Source organism: Azoarcus sp. PA01 (assembly GCA_001274695.2).
GTDB lineage: Bacteria > Pseudomonadota > Gammaproteobacteria > Burkholderiales > Rhodocyclaceae > Aromatoleum.
The window spans coordinates 1,215,057-1,232,588 of record LARU01000004.1 but is presented as its reverse complement, the minus strand read 5'-3'; the positions used below and the strand labels follow the sequence as shown (position 1 = coordinate 1,232,588).

General features: G+C 66.1%; 20 protein-coding genes and 1 tRNA gene. 9 read left to right on the top strand and 12 right to left on the bottom strand.

Annotated features, from left to right (window positions below):
* Positions 1 to 178 precede the first annotated feature (178 nt).
* From PA01_18010 to PA01_18000, 3 genes are read left to right on the top strand one after another with little or no spacing between them, the layout of a single operon-like run.
* Positions 179 to 1,303 (top strand): Re/Si-specific NAD(P)(+) transhydrogenase subunit alpha, encoded by a 1,125-nt coding sequence (locus tag PA01_18010; protein ID KON80277.1) that lies wholly within the window; start codon positions 179 to 181, stop codon positions 1,301 to 1,303.
* A gap of 15 nt (positions 1,304 to 1,318) precedes the next feature.
* Positions 1,319 to 1,621: an NAD(P) transhydrogenase subunit alpha gene (locus tag PA01_18005; GenBank protein ID KON80276.1), complete on the top strand. Its 303-nt coding sequence runs from the start codon at positions 1,319 to 1,321 to the stop codon at positions 1,619 to 1,621.
* Positions 1,618 to 2,991, top strand: a complete 1,374-nt coding sequence (locus tag PA01_18000) for an NAD(P)(+) transhydrogenase (Re/Si-specific) subunit beta (GenBank protein ID KON80275.1) — start codon at positions 1,618 to 1,620, stop codon at positions 2,989 to 2,991. The genes PA01_18005 and PA01_18000 overlap by 4 nt, the downstream gene beginning before the upstream one ends.
* A 105-nt stretch (positions 2,992 to 3,096) precedes the next feature.
* On the opposite strand, the gene PA01_17995 is transcribed toward PA01_18000, so the two are convergent.
* From PA01_17995 to PA01_17980, 4 genes are all read right to left on the bottom strand, one after another.
* The gene (locus PA01_17995) at positions 3,097 to 4,206 is read right to left on the bottom strand and encodes a PAS domain-containing protein (protein ID KAI5912372.1); all 1,110 of its coding nucleotides are present in this window, start codon (positions 4,204 to 4,206) and stop codon (positions 3,097 to 3,099) included.
* A gap of 88 nt (positions 4,207 to 4,294) precedes the next feature.
* Positions 4,295 to 5,773 carry a DEAD/DEAH box helicase gene (locus PA01_17990; GenBank protein KON80274.1) on the bottom strand — a complete coding sequence of 493 codons (1,479 nt, stop codon included), beginning with the start codon at positions 5,771 to 5,773 and terminating at the stop codon, positions 4,295 to 4,297.
* 218 nt (positions 5,774 to 5,991) lie between these two features.
* The gene (rlmM, locus tag PA01_17985) at positions 5,992 to 7,098 is read right to left on the bottom strand and encodes a 23S rRNA (cytidine(2498)-2'-O)-methyltransferase RlmM (GenBank protein KON80433.1); all 1,107 of its coding nucleotides are present in this window, start codon (positions 7,096 to 7,098) and stop codon (positions 5,992 to 5,994) included.
* A 101-nt stretch (positions 7,099 to 7,199) separates the two neighbouring features.
* Positions 7,200 to 7,604: a hypothetical protein gene (locus tag PA01_17980; GenBank protein KON80273.1), complete on the bottom strand. Its 405-nt coding sequence runs from the start codon at positions 7,602 to 7,604 to the stop codon at positions 7,200 to 7,202.
* Positions 7,605 to 7,767: 163 nt separating this feature from the next.
* Here PA01_17980 and PA01_17975 point away from each other — a divergent pair, with 163 nt between their 5' ends.
* From PA01_17975 to PA01_17960, 4 genes are all read left to right on the top strand, one after another.
* The gene (locus PA01_17975) at positions 7,768 to 9,090 is read left to right on the top strand and encodes an extracellular solute-binding protein (GenBank protein ID KON80432.2); all 1,323 of its coding nucleotides are present in this window, start codon (positions 7,768 to 7,770) and stop codon (positions 9,088 to 9,090) included.
* 17 nt (positions 9,091 to 9,107) lie between these two features.
* The gene (gene ugpQ / locus PA01_17970) at positions 9,108 to 9,875 is read left to right on the top strand and encodes a glycerophosphodiester phosphodiesterase (protein KON80431.1); all 768 of its coding nucleotides are present in this window, start codon (positions 9,108 to 9,110) and stop codon (positions 9,873 to 9,875) included.
* Between the two features lie 83 nt (positions 9,876 to 9,958).
* The gene (gene ispB / locus PA01_17965) at positions 9,959 to 10,927 is read left to right on the top strand and encodes an octaprenyl diphosphate synthase (protein KON80272.1); all 969 of its coding nucleotides are present in this window, start codon (positions 9,959 to 9,961) and stop codon (positions 10,925 to 10,927) included.
* Positions 10,928 to 10,941: 14 nt separating this feature from the next.
* A tRNA-Pro gene (locus PA01_17960) sits at positions 10,942 to 11,018 on the top strand.
* A 140-nt stretch (positions 11,019 to 11,158) separates the two neighbouring features.
* On the opposite strand, the gene PA01_17955 is transcribed toward PA01_17960, so the two are convergent.
* From PA01_17955 to PA01_17935, 4 genes are read right to left on the bottom strand one after another with little or no spacing between them, the layout of a single operon-like run.
* The gene (locus tag PA01_17955) at positions 11,159 to 11,617 is read right to left on the bottom strand and encodes a periplasmic heavy metal sensor (GenBank protein KON80271.1); all 459 of its coding nucleotides are present in this window, start codon (positions 11,615 to 11,617) and stop codon (positions 11,159 to 11,161) included.
* Positions 11,614 to 12,090: a zf-HC2 domain-containing protein gene (locus PA01_19205; GenBank protein KAI5912371.1), complete on the bottom strand. Its 477-nt coding sequence runs from the start codon at positions 12,088 to 12,090 to the stop codon at positions 11,614 to 11,616. The genes PA01_17955 and PA01_19205 overlap by 4 nt, the downstream gene beginning before the upstream one ends.
* Positions 12,083 to 12,652, bottom strand: a complete 570-nt coding sequence (locus PA01_17940; protein ID KON80270.1) for a sigma-70 family RNA polymerase sigma factor — start codon at positions 12,650 to 12,652, stop codon at positions 12,083 to 12,085. The genes PA01_19205 and PA01_17940 overlap by 8 nt, the downstream gene beginning before the upstream one ends.
* A gap of 21 nt (positions 12,653 to 12,673) precedes the next feature.
* Complete coding sequence (locus PA01_17935; GenBank protein ID KON80269.1) at positions 12,674 to 13,165, bottom strand: hypothetical protein; 492 nt, start codon at positions 13,163 to 13,165, stop codon at positions 12,674 to 12,676.
* 697 nt (positions 13,166 to 13,862) lie between these two features.
* Between PA01_17935 and PA01_17930 the strand changes: the two genes are divergently transcribed.
* On the top strand, positions 13,863 to 14,468 hold the full coding sequence (locus tag PA01_17930; GenBank protein KON80268.1) for a PRC-barrel domain-containing protein: 606 nt from the start codon (positions 13,863 to 13,865) through the stop codon (positions 14,466 to 14,468).
* Between the two features lie 7 nt (positions 14,469 to 14,475).
* Here the strand turns inward: PA01_17930 and PA01_17925 are convergent, their stop codons facing one another.
* From PA01_17925 to flgA, 4 genes are all read right to left on the bottom strand, one after another.
* On the bottom strand, positions 14,476 to 14,988 hold the full coding sequence (locus tag PA01_17925) for a retroviral-like aspartic protease family protein (GenBank protein KON80267.1): 513 nt from the start codon (positions 14,986 to 14,988) through the stop codon (positions 14,476 to 14,478).
* A gap of 236 nt (positions 14,989 to 15,224) precedes the next feature.
* Positions 15,225 to 15,698 (bottom strand): flagellar protein FlgN, encoded by a 474-nt coding sequence (locus PA01_17920; protein ID KON80266.1) that lies wholly within the window; start codon positions 15,696 to 15,698, stop codon positions 15,225 to 15,227.
* On the bottom strand, positions 15,695 to 15,994 hold the full coding sequence (gene flgM / locus PA01_17915; GenBank protein ID KON80265.1) for a flagellar biosynthesis anti-sigma factor FlgM: 300 nt from the start codon (positions 15,992 to 15,994) through the stop codon (positions 15,695 to 15,697). The genes PA01_17920 and flgM overlap by 4 nt, the downstream gene beginning before the upstream one ends.
* A gap of 143 nt (positions 15,995 to 16,137) precedes the next feature.
* Positions 16,138 to 16,785 (bottom strand): flagellar basal body P-ring formation chaperone FlgA, encoded by a 648-nt coding sequence (gene flgA, locus PA01_17910; protein ID KON80264.2) that lies wholly within the window; start codon positions 16,783 to 16,785, stop codon positions 16,138 to 16,140.
* Positions 16,786 to 17,121: 336 nt separating this feature from the next.
* Here flgA and flgB point away from each other — a divergent pair, with 336 nt between their 5' ends.
* Positions 17,122 to 17,526 carry a flagellar basal body rod protein FlgB gene (gene flgB / locus PA01_17900; GenBank protein ID KON80262.1) on the top strand — a complete coding sequence of 135 codons (405 nt, stop codon included), beginning with the start codon at positions 17,122 to 17,124 and terminating at the stop codon, positions 17,524 to 17,526.
* The last annotated feature ends 6 nt before the right edge of the window (positions 17,527 to 17,532 follow it).

The following is a 17,532-nucleotide window of genomic DNA, read 5'->3' as shown; positions in this document are numbered from 1 at the left end:
TAAAAGCAACAGGGTGACGGCGCGTTCACCCGCGAATACTCGCGGACCACGGGGGAGGGCGGGCGATGGACCCGATCGGGTGGCAGCGGTTGCTGCCTCCCGGTTTTTTTGTCTGTCGCCGGCCTGCGGTTGGGTCCGCGCAAGGTTCATCACACAAACCTTTCAGGGAGAACGGCCTATGGCTCTGTTGATCGGAGTGCCTGCGGAGACCGTGCCGGGCGAGCGACGTTTGTCGGTCGTTCCGGACGTGGTCAAGAAATACCTGGATCTCGGGGCGCAAGTCATGGTGGAGGCTGGCGCCGGCCAGCCTGCCCACTATCGCGACGAGACTTTTGTCGACGTGAGGTTCGCCGCTTCGGCGGACGAAGTGTGCGCGGCCGCCGACGTGGTGTTCTGCGTCCAGCCCCCATCGCCCGAGCGGATTGCGGCGATGCGTGAAGGGGCGGTGCTGATCGGCCTGCTGCAGCCGTGGTCGGATGTCGAACGCGTGAAGCAGCTCGCCGAAAAACGCATCACCGCGTTCGCGATGGAGCTCTTGCCGCGGATCTCGCGCGCGCAGAGCATGGACGTGCTGTCCTCCCAGGCCGCAGTGGCGGGCTACGAATGCGCGCTGATCGCGGCCGACCACAGCCCGAAGTTCTTCCCGATGCTGACTTATGCCGCCGGCACGATCCGCCCGGCGAAAGTGCTCGTCATCGGCGCGGGCGTCGCAGGTCTGCAGGCGATCGCGACCGCGCGGCGCATCGGCGCAATGGTCGAGGCGTACGACGTGCGCCCCGAGACGCGCGAGCAGATCGAGTCGCTCGGCGCGAAGTTCGTCGACACCGGCGTCGCGGCCGCCGGCACCGGCGGCTATGCGCGCGAACTCACCGATGACGAGAAGGCGAAACAGGCCGAGCGGCTCGCGAAGGCGGTCGCGCAGTGCGACGCGCTGATCACGACCGCGGCGATTCCCGGCAAGCGCGCGCCGCGCATCATCACCGCCGACATGGTGCGGCGCATGAAGCCGGGCGCCGTCGTCGTCGACATGGCGGCCGAATCGGGCGGCAACGTCGAGGGCACGGTCGCCGGCGAGAAGACCTGGATCAACGACGTGCTCGTCATCGGGCCGGCCAACATTGCCAGCCGCATGCCGGTCCATGCCTCCGAAATGTACGCGAAGAACCTGTTCAATTTCCTTTCCCCGTTCATCAAGGAAGGAGCGCTCGCGCTCGACTGGGAAGACGAAGTGTTGGCCGGCACCTGCCTCACCCATGCGGGCGAGATCAGGCACGCGGGCGTCAAACAGGTACTCGGGCTCTAATCGGAGGACGCAATCATGGATGGCATAACTGCTCTGTACGTTTTCATGCTGGCCGCGTTCACCGGTTACGAGGTGATCTCGCGCGTGCCGGTGATCCTGCACACGCCGCTGATGAGCGGCTCGAACTTCATCCACGGCGTCGTGCTCGTCGGCGCGATGGTCGTGCTCGGCCACGCCGATCCGGAAGACCCGGTGCAGCTGGCGATCGGCTTCGTCGCGGTGTTTCTCGGCGCGGCGAACGCCGCCGGCGGCTACGTCGTCACCGAACGGATGCTCGCGATGTTCAAGTCCGACCGCAAGTCGGGAGGTGCGAAATGAACACGCTGATCCAGCTGGCGTATTTCGGCGTCGCGGTCGTCTTCATTCTCGGCCTCAAGGCAATGAGCTCGCCGGTCACCGCCCGCAAGGGCATCGTCTGGGCCGGCTACGCGATGATCGCGGCGACGCTCGTCACCTTCTACACGCCAGGCATGCAGAACTACGGCCTGATGATCACCGCGATCGTGCTCGGCGGCGGCGTCGCGTGGTGGAGCGGTCGCGTTGTCAAAATGACCGACATGCCGCAGATGGTCGCGATCTACAACGGCATGGGCGGCGGCGCGGCGGCGGCGATCGCGGCGCTCGAGTTCGCCCGCGGCGGCGTCCATAGCCCGGGCGTCGCGACGCTCGCGGTGCTGGGCGCGCTGATCGGCTCGGTCGCGTTCTCGGGCTCGTGCATCGCGTTCGCGAAGCTGCAGGGCATCATGACGAAGACCTGGCGCCTGCCGCAGCAGAACCTCGTGAACATCGGGCTCGCGGCGCTCACCGTGCTGCTCGGACTCGCGATCGTCATCAGCGGCACGCCGGTGCCGGCGCTCATCATCGCGTTCTTCATCGTCGCGCTTGCGCTCGGCGTGATCCTCACCAGCCCGATCGGCGGGGCCGACATGCCGGTGGTGATCTCGTTGCTGAACGCCTTCACCGGGCTTGCGGTCGGCTTCGAAGGCTTTGTCCTCGGCAACCCGGCGCTGATTGTCGCCGGCATCGTCGTCGGCGCGTCCGGCACGCTGCTGACACAGCTGATGGCGAAGGCGATGAACCGCCCGATCCGGAACGTCATCTTCACGCCGATCACCGGCGAGGCGGCCGGCGGCGGCGAGGCGATCGAGGGCTCGATGAAGGAGTTCTCGGCGCTCGACGCGGCCTCGGTGATGCGTTACGCCTCGAAAGTCATCATCGTGCCGGGCTACGGCATGGCGGTCGCCGGCGCGCAGCACAAGGTGTGGGAGATGGCGCAGCTGCTCGAAGAAGGCGGCGTCGAGGTGGTGTTCGCGATCCATCCGGTCGCCGGGCGCATGCCGGGCCACATGAACGTGCTGCTCGCCGAAGCGGGCGTGCCGTACGACAAGATCTTCGACCTCGAGGAGATCAATGCCGACTTCCCGCAGGCGGACGTCGCGCTCGTCATCGGCGCCAACGACGTCGTCAACCCGGTCGCGCGCACCGACAAGTCGAGCCCGATCTACGGCATGCCGATCCTCAACGTCGACATGGCGCAGAACGTCATCGTCGTCAAGCGCGGCAAGGGTGCGGGCTACTCGGGCATCGAAAACGCCCTGTTCTACAGGGACAACTGCCGCATGCTGTACGGCAGCGCGCAACAGGCGATCGGCGAAGTCATCACGCACGTCAAGGCGCTCGAAGCCTGAGCATGTCGTGAGCGCTGCCGGCCGGCCTTTCCTCGGGAGGGCCGGCCGGTGACGTTTACGCTTCGGGCTCCCGCATCCGAAACGGTTGCCGCAGCGCCGCGATGATCACGGCGCTGCACGATGGCCATGCATCACGACCATCGCGTCGGGGTGGCCGGCGGCGTCGATCCGGTAGGCGACGATGACGGCGTCGAAAGTCGTGCCGTTTGCGCGGCGGTGGCGCCACCTGCCGGACGCGGCGAGAGGGCTGCCGTTTTCCGGCCCACTGCACAGATCGGCGAGGCGCATCCCGCACAGGCGCTCGTACGGATAGCCATACGCCGTCACCGCGCTGGCGCTGGCGGCAAAGATCCGCAGCTCGGGGCCTTCGCACAGCAGCGTCGGCAGCGGGCAGTCGGCGAACAGCCGCTCGACCAACCCGTCGTCGTTCGGTGCAGCGCGTTGCGGCGGCGCGTCGGGATGGTACGCCGGCGCAAGCACACCTGCGGCCTTCCCGCTGTTTGGCGGAAGTATCAACAGCTGCCACCCGGGTTTCGGCCCGGGCAGGATGCGCCCGGACAGCGTCTCCCGGTTGCCCGGTGCGCCGATGCGGGCGAACTGCGGCTCGCCGCGCCGGGGCCAGGTCACTGCCAGTCGCGCCTCCAGCGCGTGTCCGACGAGCTCTGCGCGGGCGAGTCCGAGCGTGCCCAATGCCGCCGCATTCGCGGCAGCGACGCGGCCCTGATCGTCGATGACGAGGACCGGTTGTTCGAGCGCCGCAGCAAGGCGCGGCCACACCGGGTCGACGAGAGCGGAAAGGGCATTCGCTCCCGCTGCGGGGCTCAGGATCAGCGCGTGAATCCCCGGCCGCAGGCGCGCGGCCGCGACGAAGCGCAGTTCCCGTTCCCGCTTTTGCGGCAGCGAGACACGCAGGCTGCCGCGCGTCTCCCCGCGGATGAATAGCCGGGCGCGCGCGTCGAGGAACTCCCGTTCCGATGGGAACAGATCGGCGAGCGGGTGACCGGCGACCTGCCGGTAATCGCGTTCGAGCAGTCGGCACGCCGCGCTGTTGGCTTCGAGCACGACTTCGTCACCGGTAATGACGAGCCCTTCGTCGAAGAGCTCGAACAGGGCCAGATACAGGCCCGCCTCCATGCCCTCGGAAAAGTCCGGAATGAAAGGTTCTTCGGGATCATCGCTGCCCTTCTGGCGGAAGGCATTCATCGGTGCGGGCATTCCAGGGATTCCGAAGGCTTTTCGGGGTGTGCCCAGATTACTTGAAGCGCGCCGCCGGAAAGGCCCGGAATAGGCGGGTGTGCCGGGCCTATTTCCGGCCGAGGCCGCCGAGCAGCACCGCGATCGGGCGCTGGGGGCGACGGGGCGTACCGGATGCCGTCCCGCCTGCAGCCTGATCCGCCGGCCGATTCGGATCGATCGGCGAAGCCGCCGGCTGGTACGGCTTGGTGTAGTCGAACCCGTCCGCGGCGATTGTCGAGCGTCCGGTGCGCCGACGCACTTCACTGCTTCGCGACGACGATGCGGGCCGGGCCTCGCGCGGCGCAGGAGCTTTCTTCTGGCCGGTTTCCTTCGGCGCTTCGGGAGCGCTGGCGGCGGTGCGGCGGCCTTGCCGGCTGCGGATGCCGGGTTCGAAAAAATCCGGCTCGGGATCGAAACCCGGCACGATTTCCTGCGGAATCTGCAGCTTGATGAGCTTTTCGATTTCCGCAAGGTGGTGCTTCTCTTCCGCGCTCACCAGCGAGACCGCGTTGCCCTGGCGCCCGGCGCGCCCGGTGCGGCCGATGCGGTGCACATAGTCTTCAGCGGTATGCGGGAGTTCGAAATTGATCACCGACGGCAGGTCGTCGATGTCGAGCCCGCGCGCCGCGACGTCGGTCGCGACGAGCACCCGCAGCTTGCCGGACTTGAACGCTTCGAGCGTGTCGGTGCGTTGCGCCTGGCCCTTGTCGCCGTGGATCGCGTCGGCGGCGATGCCGTGGCGTTCGAGGAAATGCGCGAGCCGACCGCACGCGAGCTTCGTCGCGACGAACACCAGCGCCTGCGTGTCCGGCTCGTGGCGCAGCAGATGCGCGAGCAGGTTGCGCTTGAGGCCCGCGGAGACCGGGTGCACGCGGTGAGTGATCGTTTCGGACACCATGTTGCGGCGCGCGACTTCGATCAGCTGCGGTTCTTTCAGCATCTGGTCGGCGAGCTTCTTGATCTCGTCCGAGAACGTCGCCGAGAACAGCAGGCTCTGACGCGCCGCGGGCAGCAGGTCGAGGATGCGGCGGATGTCGGGGATGAATCCCATGTCGAGCATGCGGTCGGCTTCGTCGAGCACGAGCATCTCGACCTGACCGAGCTGGATCGTCTTCTGCTGGACGTGGTCGAGGAGTCGCCCCGGGGTCGCGACGACGATCTCGACGCCGTTGCGCAACTCCTGGATCTGCGGCTTCATGTCGACGCCGCCATAGATGCACGTGCTGCGCAGCGGGACGTACTTGCTATAGGTCCTGACCGACTCGAAGACCTGCATCGCGAGTTCGCGCGTCGGCGCGAGGATCAGCGCCCGCACCGGATGGCGCGCCGGACTCGTCGAAGTGCTGGCGTGGCGCGCGAGGCGCTGCAGCAGCGGCAGCGTGAAGCCCGCGGTCTTGCCGGTGCCGGTCTGGGCGCCGCCCATGACGTCGCGGCCGGACAGGACCACCGGGATCGCCTGCTGCTGGATCGGGGTGGGGGTGGTGTAGCCGGATTCGGCTACTGCACGGAGCAACTCGGGGATCAGTCCGAGATCGGCGAAACTCATAGGCGCCTTTCTTCGATAGGGGCCTGCCGCGCGAGATGCGATGCCGGAAGAGGCGATTGCATGAACGGTATCCGGAACGGAGCGGTTCCGGGAGGGCTCGTGCCATCCGGCAGGCCGGGTGCTTTAAACCGGCCATTATACATACACGTACAATTCGAGGGGCTTGTGCCGCATGTGGTTTTCCGACACCGGAGACCGCCCGCAGAGAGGCCGGCGGATCAGACCGCCGCGGCGCGCAACGCCAGGTAGCCGGTGATCTCTTCGCGATCGTGGTACAGGTGCTTGAAGCGCAGCTCGAACGGACCTGCCTGGGCGAGGCGCTTGGTGATCAGCGCCCGGCACTGTTCGACGGCCTCGAGGCGTTTTTTCATCGGCAGCTTGAGGTTGAAGATCGTCCTGCGGCAGCGGCCAGTCGCGATCCAGTCGGCAACGAGCGCCGCGATCCGCGTCGGCTGTTCGACCATGTCGCAGACCATCCACTCGACCGGACGCTGCGGACGCCACGTGAAGCCGTCCGCGCGTACGTGCTCGACCATCTCGGTCGCCATCACCGAAGGCGCCATCGGCCCGTTATCGACCGCGGTCACCCGCAGACCGCGATGCGCGAGCTGCCAAGTCCAGCCGCCGGGCGCGGCGCCGAGGTCGACGGCGCGTAGCCCCGCCCGCAGGCTCGCGCTGCGCTCGGCTTCGGTCAGCAACGTGAAGATCGCTTCGGCGAGCTTGAGCGTCGAACGGCTGGCGGCTTCGCGCAGCATGCGCAGACGCGGAATCCCCATCGGCCACAGCGCGGCCTGCCCGGGGAGGGCGGCGCACAGCCACGCGGTGGCGGTGTCGGGGAAGAGGATGTGCAGTTCGGGAAGGCCTTTCGCGCCTTCGCGAAACGCGCCGATCCGTTCGAGTTCATGCTGCAGCGGCACGGTGAAGCGGCGACAGAAGCCGGATTGCTGCTTGGCCTCGTCGGTGTCGGGAGTTTCCAGCATCAGCTGCGCGAAGCGCTGACCGGCATTGCGCGTCGCCGCGGCGATCGGCGTCGCCCGGTCGCGTTCGGGCAGGTTGTCGACGCGGGCGAACCACGGCAGCAGTTGGCGCGCGAAAATCAGCGTGCGCCAGTCGCAGCGTTCGGCGAGGTCTGCAAAGGCGACCGGCTCGTGGGTTTCGAAAGTCGCGAACGCGCTGCCGGGGCGGGTGCGGACGAAGCCCGTCAGCCCGATCCCGGCGGCGAAGTCGTCCAGTTCGGCGGCGACTTCCTTTTCGAATCCTGCACGGCACAGTGCGAGCAGGCCGGAGGCGGTCAGGCCGAGGCGATTCGTTGGAGTGGCAGGCATCAGGTCCGTTTTGCGGCACGCGTGTTGTTTCAGGTCGCGCGGATGATAAGGCAAGTCGGCGCCCGGGCGACGGCAAGTTTGTTTTTTCGCGCGGCGCAGTTTCAGGACGTCGTGCGCGCGCGGCGCACGCGACGTTCCTCGTCCGCCGCAGCCGGGGCAGCGGTCTCGTCGATTTCCTTCGTGCCGGCTGCGCCCGACGAAAGCGCCGACGGGGCGTTGGGGTGCGAAAGCTGCGAGGGTACCGACTGCATGCTGTTCTGCATCATGTAGTCGTTCATTTCCCGCCAGCCGGCGAACACCGCGGCCTTCTGCGCCTTCGCATTGAGCAGGTAGCAGTCTTCGAGGGAGCGGCCGGAATGGCGACATGCCCCGCCGATGGCTTTGCCTTCCGCTTCCGCGACGGCCGCGTCCTTTTTCGGATCGGGCAGTTCGAGCAGCATGCCGATCTGCTCGCAGCCGCCGAGTGCGACGAGCAGCAGGAGGGGAGTCAGGCGTTGCGCGAACATGGGCAGAAGGACACCGGAGGTGGGAAGCTGAAGCGGTTAACGTCATCGCCGCGGAAATCTTGATAAATCTTGATGGATCGCCGCCGGTCGCGGACTCCGGGCAACCTCGCCGAACTCTATACTGTGAGCGTTCGAGGTGCAGTATCACGTGAAGGACTGGAGAATGAGAGTGCTGACCGGAGTCGCAACGAAATGGGCCGCGCTGCTGCTGTGCGGAGGAGGTTTGCTGGGGATCGGAGCGGGTGCCGCGCAGGCGGCCAAAGCGGTGGCGCGTCCGCCCGCTGCGGTGGCGAGCGAGCCGAAGGAGATCCACCTCGTCCACCAGCTGGACTCGAAGCGGGAAGAGGCGCTGAAGCAGCTCGTCGAGCGCTTCAACGAGCGCAGCAAGGATTATCGGCTCAGTGTCAGGACAGGTACGTGGAGCGATGACGGCTCCCCCCACCTGATGATCCTGCCCGGCGAGGACATGGAACGCTTTCTCGGCGGAAAGCCGCGCTACAAAGCGTTGGCGGCCGTCATGCGCGAAGGCGGCGTGCCGCTGCCGGCCCTCAAGCCGCCGGCGATCATGACGCGCGCGCTAATCGATGCGAAAGGCCAGCTGCTCGCGTTGCCGGTTGGCTTGTCGACGCCCGTGCTGTACATCAATCGCGGCGAATTCCGCCGCGTCGGCCTGAATCCCGATGCGCCGCTGAAAACCTGGTTCGAACTGCAACAGGCGCTCGGCCAGCTGTTCGATTCGGGTTCGACGTGTCCTTACACAGTCTCGCAGCCCGGTCGCGTGATGATCGAGAACACCAGCGCCTGGCACAACGAGCCGGTGTCCGCGCGCCAGGGCAAGAGCGAGCGCCCGTCGTTCAACGGCATGCTTCAGGTCAAGCACGTGGCGATGATGGCGAGCTGGCACCGTGCCCGCTATCTGCGCATCTTCGGCGCCGAGAGCGAGGCCGAGCAACGGTTCGCGAGCGGGGAGTGCGCGGTGATCGCCGCGCCGTCGGCGAGCTGGACCGATTTCCGGCGGACGGCGCAGTTCGAAGTCGGCATTGCGCCTCTGCCGTACCACGAGGATTTCCCCGGGGCTCCGCAGAACACGCTCGCCGACGGCGCGGCGATGTGGGTCGCCGCCGGCAAGCGGCCCGCCGAGTACAAGGCGATCGCGCGCTTCGTCGGCTTCTGGCTGCAGCCTGAGAACCAGGTCGCGTGGCAGCGTGAATCGGGCTATCTGCCGCTGAACCGCGCGGGCGTGTTCGCAGCCCAGAGCGAAGTGCTGGGGCCGGACCTGGAGAACATCAAGGTCGCCGTGTCGCAGCTGAACAACAAGCCGGCGACGGTCGAATCGAGTGCGTCGCCGCTCGCCGGTCGTGCCCGCATGCTCGACATCCTCGACGAAGAACTCGGCGCGGTGTGGGCGGATCGCAAACCGGCGAAGGAAGCGCTCGACAACGCGGTGACGCGGGTCCAGGCGGCCGCAGTGCCGGTCCTGCGCTGATGCATTTGGCAACAGCGATGACGCCTCGCCCCTGGCCTCTCGCCCCGGTGCTGGCCCATCGCTGCGGCGGCGCGCTCGCACCCGAAAATACGCTGGCAGGCCTCGCGGCGGCGGTCGAGGCCGGATGTGGTGGCGTGGAGTTCGACGTGATGCTCAGCGGCAGCGGCTCGCCGGTGCTGATCCACGACGAAACGCTCGATCGCACCACCGACGGCCACGGAAGCGTTGCCCTGACCCGGGACGAAAACCTCCGCGCGCTCGACGCGGGAAGGTGGTTCGATGCGCGTTTCGCCGGCGAACGGGTGCCGACGCTAGACGAGGCAGCCGCGCGATGCATTTCGCTCGGGCTGTCCGTGAACCTCGAGATCAAGCCGGCGGCGGGGCAGGACGAAGAAACCGCCCGCGTCGTCGCGCGTCGTGCCGGCGACCTTTGGACCGGGACTGCGGTGGTGCCGCTGCTGTCATCGTTTTCCGAGCTCGCGCTGGAAGTTGCCGCGCAGCTTGCCGCGCATCTTCCTCGCGGGCTGCTCGTCGAGCGGATGCCGCCGGATTGGCTGCAGCGCTGCCGCCGGGTCGGTGCGGCGGCCCTGCATGCGGACGCCCGATACCTCGATCGGCTAACCGTGATCGAGGCCCGTGAGGCGGGCCTGTGGGTGGCAAGCTACACGGTGAACGACCCGGGCCGTGCGCAAACCCTGTTCGACTGGGGCGTCGATTGCGTCATCACCGATCGGCCCGACCTCGTATGCCCAGTGGTGACGCAACACAGGAGCAGCCCCGAATAGCCTGCCGGCTTCGGCGCGCGGTTCTGTTGACGCCACGCCGGCCACCCCCATAACATCCGCCTTTTTCCCGCGAGTGCCCCGCCTTGTCGACTCAGCAGCTCTACGCGCCGATTGCCGCCGACATGCAGGCAGTCGACGCGGTCATTCGTGAACGCCTTCACTCGGACGTCGTTCTCATCCGGCAGGTCGCGGAATACATCATCCACAGTGGCGGCAAGCGGCTGCGGCCCGCACTGGTGCTCTTTTCCGCCGGTGCGATGGGTTACCGCGGGCAGTCGCATCACCAACTTGCCGCCGTCATCGAGTTCATCCATACCGCCACGCTCCTGCACGACGACGTCGTCGATGAGTCCGAGCTTCGTCGCGGCAGCAAGACGGCCAATGCGCTGTTCGGCAATGCCGCGTCGGTACTGGTCGGCGATTTCCTGTATACCCGCGCGTTCCAGATGATGGTCGGGGTCAACGACATGCGCGTGATGCAGGTGCTGGCCGATGCGACGAACATCATCGCCGAGGGCGAGGTCCTGCAACTGCTCAATTGTCACAACGCGGATGTCGAAGTCGAGGATTATCTGCGCGTGATCCGCTACAAGACCGCGAAACTGTTCGAGGCAGCGACACGCCTCGGCGCCATCCTCGGGGGGGCGAAAGAGGAGCAGGAACGAGAAGTGGCTGCGTTCGGCATGCATCTTGGCACCGCCTTCCAGATCATCGACGACGTCCTGGACTATTCGTCCGACGAAGCGGCGACCGGCAAGCATCTCGGCGACGACCTGGCCGAAGGCAAGCCGACGCTGCCGCTGATCCACGTGATGAAGCATGGCAGCACCGAGCAGGCCGCCCGGGTGCGTAACGCGATCGAAAGTGGCGGGCGCGACGACTTCGAGGCAGTGCTCGCGGCGATTCGCGAAACCGGCGCGCTCGACGAGGCACGGCGGTGGGCGCGTGCCGAGGCGCAGCTCGCGATCGACGCTCTCGGCGTACTTCCCCCTTCCATTTTCAAAGATGCACTGCTACAATTATCGGACTTTGCAGTTGTCAGGAATTACTGATCGCTACAGGACGTCGGGGAATAGCTCAGCCTGGTAGAGCACTGCGTTCGGGACGCAGGGGCCGGAGGTTCGAATCCTCTTTCCCCGACCAAGAATTCCCGCGAAAAGCCACTCGGAAGAGTGGCTTTTTTGTTTCGGCGCGAAGCCTTGATTTGCGTGCAGCCCGCATCGGGAACGAATCTCCCGGGGGACCCGTGCCCCGGCCTCGGTAGCGCGATAAATCCTTCCCCGTCACTGACCGTGCAGATCTTCCAGTCGTGACGGCTTGTCCGGCTGCGCGAGCAGGAGTTGCGCGAGACGGGCGCGCTGCGCCTCGTCGAGGATTTCGCGTTCGGCAAGCAGTTGCTCGATCATCAGTCGCTGTTGCTCGTGCTGCAGGCTGGCGATGGCGACGCGCTCGGTTTCGATCGCCTTGCGATCCACGTTCGCTGCGAAAATTGCGCGGATCATTGCGGCACGATGAGCTTCGATGCGCGCCGCGGTGTTACTGAACTGGCGCAGGAAAGGTTGCTCGGCGGCGTGCCAGCGTTCGAGCTGACGAGCGTCGAGGCCGAGGTGGACGGGCAGCGACGGGGCGGGCCCGGTGGTTGTGGAAGCTGGCCGCAGGACATGGACGCCCGCCGCCGCGACGACGCCGAGATTGACCAGGACTGAACACGTCAGGGCGAAGCGCAGCGTCGAAAGTTTCATCTGAAGTCATTTCCGGAAGGGCACGATTTCGGGACGGGGCAAAGATTGCCTGGCGGAATCGGACCGAACACTGCCATCGCCAGCATTGCCGGCCCGTGAGGCACGTCGCCGGCAGGGGGGCGGAGCAGCGTGCTCCCGACCTGGAGACCCAGCATCAGCGCCGCGGCGCCGCCCAGCGGAAACACGAGCCAGCGCAGCGCGGGCAGGAACCAGCGCAGCCCGGGTCGGGGTGCGAGGCGCGATCGCGGGGGGCGGGCGCGGATGCGGGCTTCGACCACGGCCCCGAGATCGAAGCCGAGCCGCTCCTGCGGCAGCGCGTCGAGCCGGCAGCGCAGCGTTTCCAGTTCGCACAGCATTTCCCTGCACGCCGCGCACTGGTCGATATGCGTGAGCAGCGCCCGAAGCCGGCGCGGCGGGAGCTGGCTATCGAGCAATGCCGACAGCGCGAGCGTTTTCGGGCAACGCTCAGGCATGATCGTCTCCTGTCTTGCATCCGAGCCGTTCGAGCAGGGCCGCACGCGCGCGCGCGAGGCGCGACTTCACGGTGCCGGGGCGCAGGCCGAGCGTCCGAGCGATATCGCTGTAGCTGAGGTCCTCGACCTCGCGCAGCAGCAGGATTTCCCGCTGCTCGGTCGGAATCCGCTGCAGCGCCCGCGCAAGCTGCGCGTCGCGCTGGCGGGTCGCGTAGCAGGCTTCCGGACCCATCGCGGTGTCGACGATATCGAGTTCGTCGGCGAGCGGCGCGAACTGGACAAGCTGTCGGCGGCGCAGCATGTCGATGCTGAGGTTGCGGGCGATCTGCAGCAGCCACGTCGAAAAGCGCGCCTGCGGACGCCACTCGGGCAGCGCCTGCCACGCTTTCATGAACACCTCCTGCGTCAGCTCCATGGCTTCATCGCGTGTTCCGGTGAGCCGCAGGATGAAAGTGAACACGCGGTCCTGATGCCGTCGCACGATCTCGCCGAACGCTCGCGTATCGCCGGCGCGCGCGAGGACGATGAAGGCGTGGTCCCGGTCGGCGTCCGCATCGTCCATGCCTCTGCCCGGCGTCGCGGCTCAGTGCGCGGGAGCGACCGGCGTCCACGCCGGATGGTCGAAGTAGGTGCCGTAATTGTCGAGTGCCCTGACCAGGTGCACCACGCCCTTGCTGCGATCGCCGACGGCCTTCTTGCCAGTAATCACTTCGACTCCGTCGCCGAGTTCGGCGATGATGCCATGCAACACCGCATCGGCGTCGGGCGCAAGTTTGCAGTTCTGCACGATGTAGGCGATCTCGTTTTCGACCGTGTCGCCCAGGGACCGGTACTGGTCATCGGTGAACGTGCCGCGATGAACGGCCGGGAGGCTGTGTTCGACGGCAGCGCGGATCTTCAGCATGCCCTGCTGCAGCGCGGCGTCGGTATGCCATCTGCTGCCGGCATCAAGCTTGAGGATGGCGGTGCCGCTATCGTGATCATGGGCGCCGGCCGCAAGGGCGGGGGGGAGTCCAGCGAAGCTCGCGGCGAGGAGACAGGTGGCGAGCAAGGTCTTGGCAGTGCGTGTTTTCATTTTCCGTATTCCTTCCGTGTGCGTCGAAGAGCCAGCTGGGTCGCTGCAGCTTCAGCGGCTTCCTGCTGCCCTGTCGAGTAAAACGAATGGGGACGGCGAATGTTCCATGAGAATGGCTCTGAGGGCGTTGCCGATTGGCGTTGTCGATCCGAGGAATCTGTCGTGTCAAGACGACGGGCATCACTGCCGGACAACCTCAAGTTGTTGAAGAATAATAAAAATAGCAGAAGGGGACGGAGATCATGCGCTCGCAGCGGGAGCGTAAGCCGCTGAAAACACTGAGTGTCGGCTGTCGCCCCTGAACGACGGCACGGGGCGCTTCGTGTTCGTAGAAAGATTGACACCGCGCGGAGCGGGGCGGCTAAGAACGAAAAAATTCCTGTTATTCAGACGATTGCGTGCGTTACGCGGGGGTGTTTTCAGGCTTTTCTGTGCGCAGTTGCGGCCGCGTTCCGGGAAGGCGGCCGACCGTTGTCGCGACGCTGTCCGTCTGCCCGAAAAATCCTGGAGCTGCCGTTGGTTTCGGCAAAAACAAAATTAAATCAAGCGCATGGGTCAGATTCTTGAACGATGCCAGAAACGCATGCTCTCCTGGCCAGCTTCTTGCACGAGATACTCGCGGTCGGACATTCCGACGCCCCGCCGCATTCTGCGGAGGGGGAACTGCTCAACCAGAGCCGCAAGGCAGGAGGACGAGATGAAGATCAGCTATCGCAAGTCGTTGCTCGCCGGCGCAATTGCCGTATTGGTCGCGACGCCGGGGTGGGCTGGCACCGACGCCTCGAAGACGAATGACAGCATGCCCCAGGCCGAGAGCACCCAGAGCACAAATCCGCGCATGGACAGGTCACGGGCGAATCCCGCGGGGGTGGTCTATACGATGTCGCCTCGCGAGCTACGCGGGAAGGATGTCATCGGTCCCGGCGGCGACGAAATCGGGTCGGTGGCGGCGGTCGTGCATAGCCGCCACGAGAAGGATCTGCAGGCGGTGATTTCAGCCGGCGGTTTCCTCGGGATCGGCGACAAGAAAATCACGGTCCCTCTCGATCAGTTGCAATACGTCGATGGCCAGCTTCGCATCAACGCGAGCGAGGAGGAACTGAAGGCGAGGCCGGAGTATCAGCCTGAGCGGTACGTCGAGCTGGAGTCTGGTGATCAGCCGATCAGCGAGTTCTCGGCGTTCGAACTGGAGGAGTCGAGCCGCGACGCCACGCCGCGCTCACAAGACCAGCTTCGCTGGCAAGACTCCGAAGGGGCAGAGCGCAGTCCGAACAGCGACGCGGACGGCGAACTGCTGCCCTGACGCTGCTTCAACGCTCGAAGGCTGCGAGGTCGGCGGCCTTCGTGCGGGCGGCGGTGGTTGCTCCGCAATTGCTCAGAACGAGGCGCGGCGGATCGAACGAGAAGATGAACGGCGCTGCGCGCTGCAGGGCGTTGAGCCCGAGGATCGCGCGCGTCTTTCCGGGAAACACCGCCGCCTCGACGTTATTGAGCCAGCAGCCATCGCCGATGCTCACGGCCTTGATCGCGTAAACCGGCACGTCCAGTTCAGTGCCGTTTGCAAGTCGGCCGCGCAGTTGTCTGACGTAGTGCGCCTGACCCGCGCCCTGCAGCGTGGCCAGCATTTCCTCGTTGATCGTCATGTAGCCTGAACCGGTATCGACCATCAGGTCGACAGCTCCCAGCCCGCCGATCTTTCCCTGCACATAGAAAGTCGTCGCGCTGTTCGCGCGCATGGCCACAGTGGTATCGAATTCCCCGGCACCGGCAAGGGAAGAGGTGCCCGCCCAAAGTGTGAGTAGCAGGCACATGAACTTCTGCATCGGATCGTCCTCGTCAAATCGCGTCGCGTGGTGAGCGTCCAGCGAATCGGACGCAGGACGAAAGGCAATAATGAAAGCAACAGATTGCAAAAAAGTCAAACATTGCGCGTGTAACAATGTCGACGAATCCCTGTTCACTCGACTACCGCACCCATGGTACCTCAAGAGGGACAGGCGGTGTCGCGAAAGACACGAACAGCGAAGTCTCGGGGGCGAGGAAAGTGAGGGGCGAGCTTTCAGGCGCTGCCGAGATGGCGGCCGCTGCTGCGCGGGCGCGTCATGCCCGTGGCGTTGTAGAGCTGGGGTTGCCCGGCTGCCGCAAGCAGGACCGAGAGCGCCGACTGGTTGTGCTGCATCCGTTCGACGATCAGCTTGCCGTTGATCTCGTTGCGATGCTGCGCGTTGCGCGCGAGTTCGCGGATTTCGTCCCAGCAGGTCAGGGTGTCGGGCAGCGCCCGACAGAGTTCGCGAATCGACGCTTCGTCGTTCGGGCGCCCGAGGCGGCCGAGCAGCAGCGCGCGGTCGTTATGCACGCGTTGCAGTTGCCGGTGGCGCTGCGATTTTTCCTCGGTTAGCGCGAGCAGCGTGTCGGCGTCGCCGGTGATCAGGAGCGCCTCCTCGCGTTCGAGCAGCGCGAGAAACGCGCGCAGCAGTGCCGCTTCGCTGTCGATCAGCGTCGCCAGACGCTGCAGTTCGGGTTGCGGCGTCACGATTCGCGCCGGGGGTCGAACATCTCGCGCACCGAGTCGAGCACGCCCTTGGCGATGCGATCGGCATCCACCTTGAAGCGCCCTTCGCTGATTGCCTGGCGGATTTCGTTTACGCGGCCACGATCGACGACCGGAGTGGAGGCCATTGCCGCTTCGGCCTTGTTCAGGCTCGACGACAGCGATGACAAGTGTACGTTCTCGCCATCTGCGGCGGGTTTGGACGTCGCCGGCTGGGACCGTGACCGGCTCTCCACAGGTACGGAGCCGGCTGGCTTCGGGGTACCTTCGATCTTCACGGCGCAGCTCCCATTGAATATTCTCTGACCGTGTCAACGGTTCGCGCGGCGAAAACTTTAACCGTTGGCGGGCGTCCGCCAGTGAGCGGGCGCGAATGCCGGCGATCGACGCAAGCGCTCGTTCGCCTGCCCAGGCCTCGCATTCAAAATTGCACTTCGACGACCCCGCCACCGCGCGCGAGGCCTGAAACGACCTGATCATTGCCGATCCGGACCCGTACGGGCTCGCCTTCGGCTGCGGCGTTGAGGGCGCGTCCTTCGTTCGACACGCTGAAGCCCTTGCCGCTGCCGACGACTTTTACCGCCTGACCCTGCCGCACTGCCGGCGGGAGGCGCAGCATGCCGCTGTGCAACGTGCTGCCGGCGCCGAGCGCATAACGCGCGGGATGCCCGACCGCCTGCGTCGGGTCGGTCAGCGTCCCCGACGGTTCGGCGGCGAGGTCGCCGTTTCGCCGTTCGAGATCGGCCGGACCGACGATCTGGCCGGCGCGAAGCGCGCGGGCGGTGACGAGATACTCTGCCATTACCGCGACCCGCGCCGGCATATACGCGGTCCACGGAGCCGGCGAGTTGCAGCGCACACCGACGTTGATCCGCCCCCACGCCCGGGTGCCGGCCGGCAGGAACGCTTCGAGCGCCGCGCATGCCGGGAGGTTGTTCCGCGCATCGAACCCGCCAACGGAGATTCCGACTTTTCCCGGCAGCCCGACAGTCTGCTGCTCGAGAAATGCCGCCACTGTCCGCTCGACCGCTTCGGGAGGCTGCTGCGCGCCCGCCGGCAGGGGCAGCATGACGGTCGTGACAGTCGCCACGGCAACGGCAGGAAATCGGCGAAGCAAGAATCGGTTTTTCCGCATGGCGCGATTGCACCACGCCCGCGTGCGCGCGGCAACCGCCGTCGCGTTCCCGCTTCGCCCCTGCGCGGGCGGCAAGTTTTTCCGCACGGCGGCAGGCAGGCGGCCGAAACCGGCAGCGAAAGCGGCGAAATTGACCGGTAATTTCCAGTCTTATCGGCGCAAGGCCGTTGTGATGTGACGACTAAGATCGCTGGCATGGAAGGTGCGATGGGTCGACGCCCGCCGCTGCTTCCGGTAACGGCGGTTACAGCAGGATCTTGAGGTGATGCCATGAAATCCCGACTCGACAGCGCGCTGCAGTTTCATCAGACCGCGCTCAACGTGCAGGCCCGGCGTCAGCAGTTGCTGGCCTCGAACATCGCGAACGCCGACACGCCGAATTACAAGGCGCGCGACGTGGATTTCGCCGCTGCGCTGAAAGGCGCGATCGGCGCACGGAGCGGACCACTGGCGCTCTCGGGCACTTCGGCGCGCCATCTTTCGGCCGAGCAGGGGACGCTCCTCGAACCTCATGTCGGCTATCGCAGCGAGTTCCAGGCGAGCGTCGACGGCAACACCGTGAACATGGACGTCGAGCGCGCGGCATTTGCCGAAAACTCCCTGCAATACGAAGCGAGCGTGACTTTCATCAACAGCCTGTTGCGCGGCATGCAGACCGCGATCAACGGCCAGTGAGCGAGG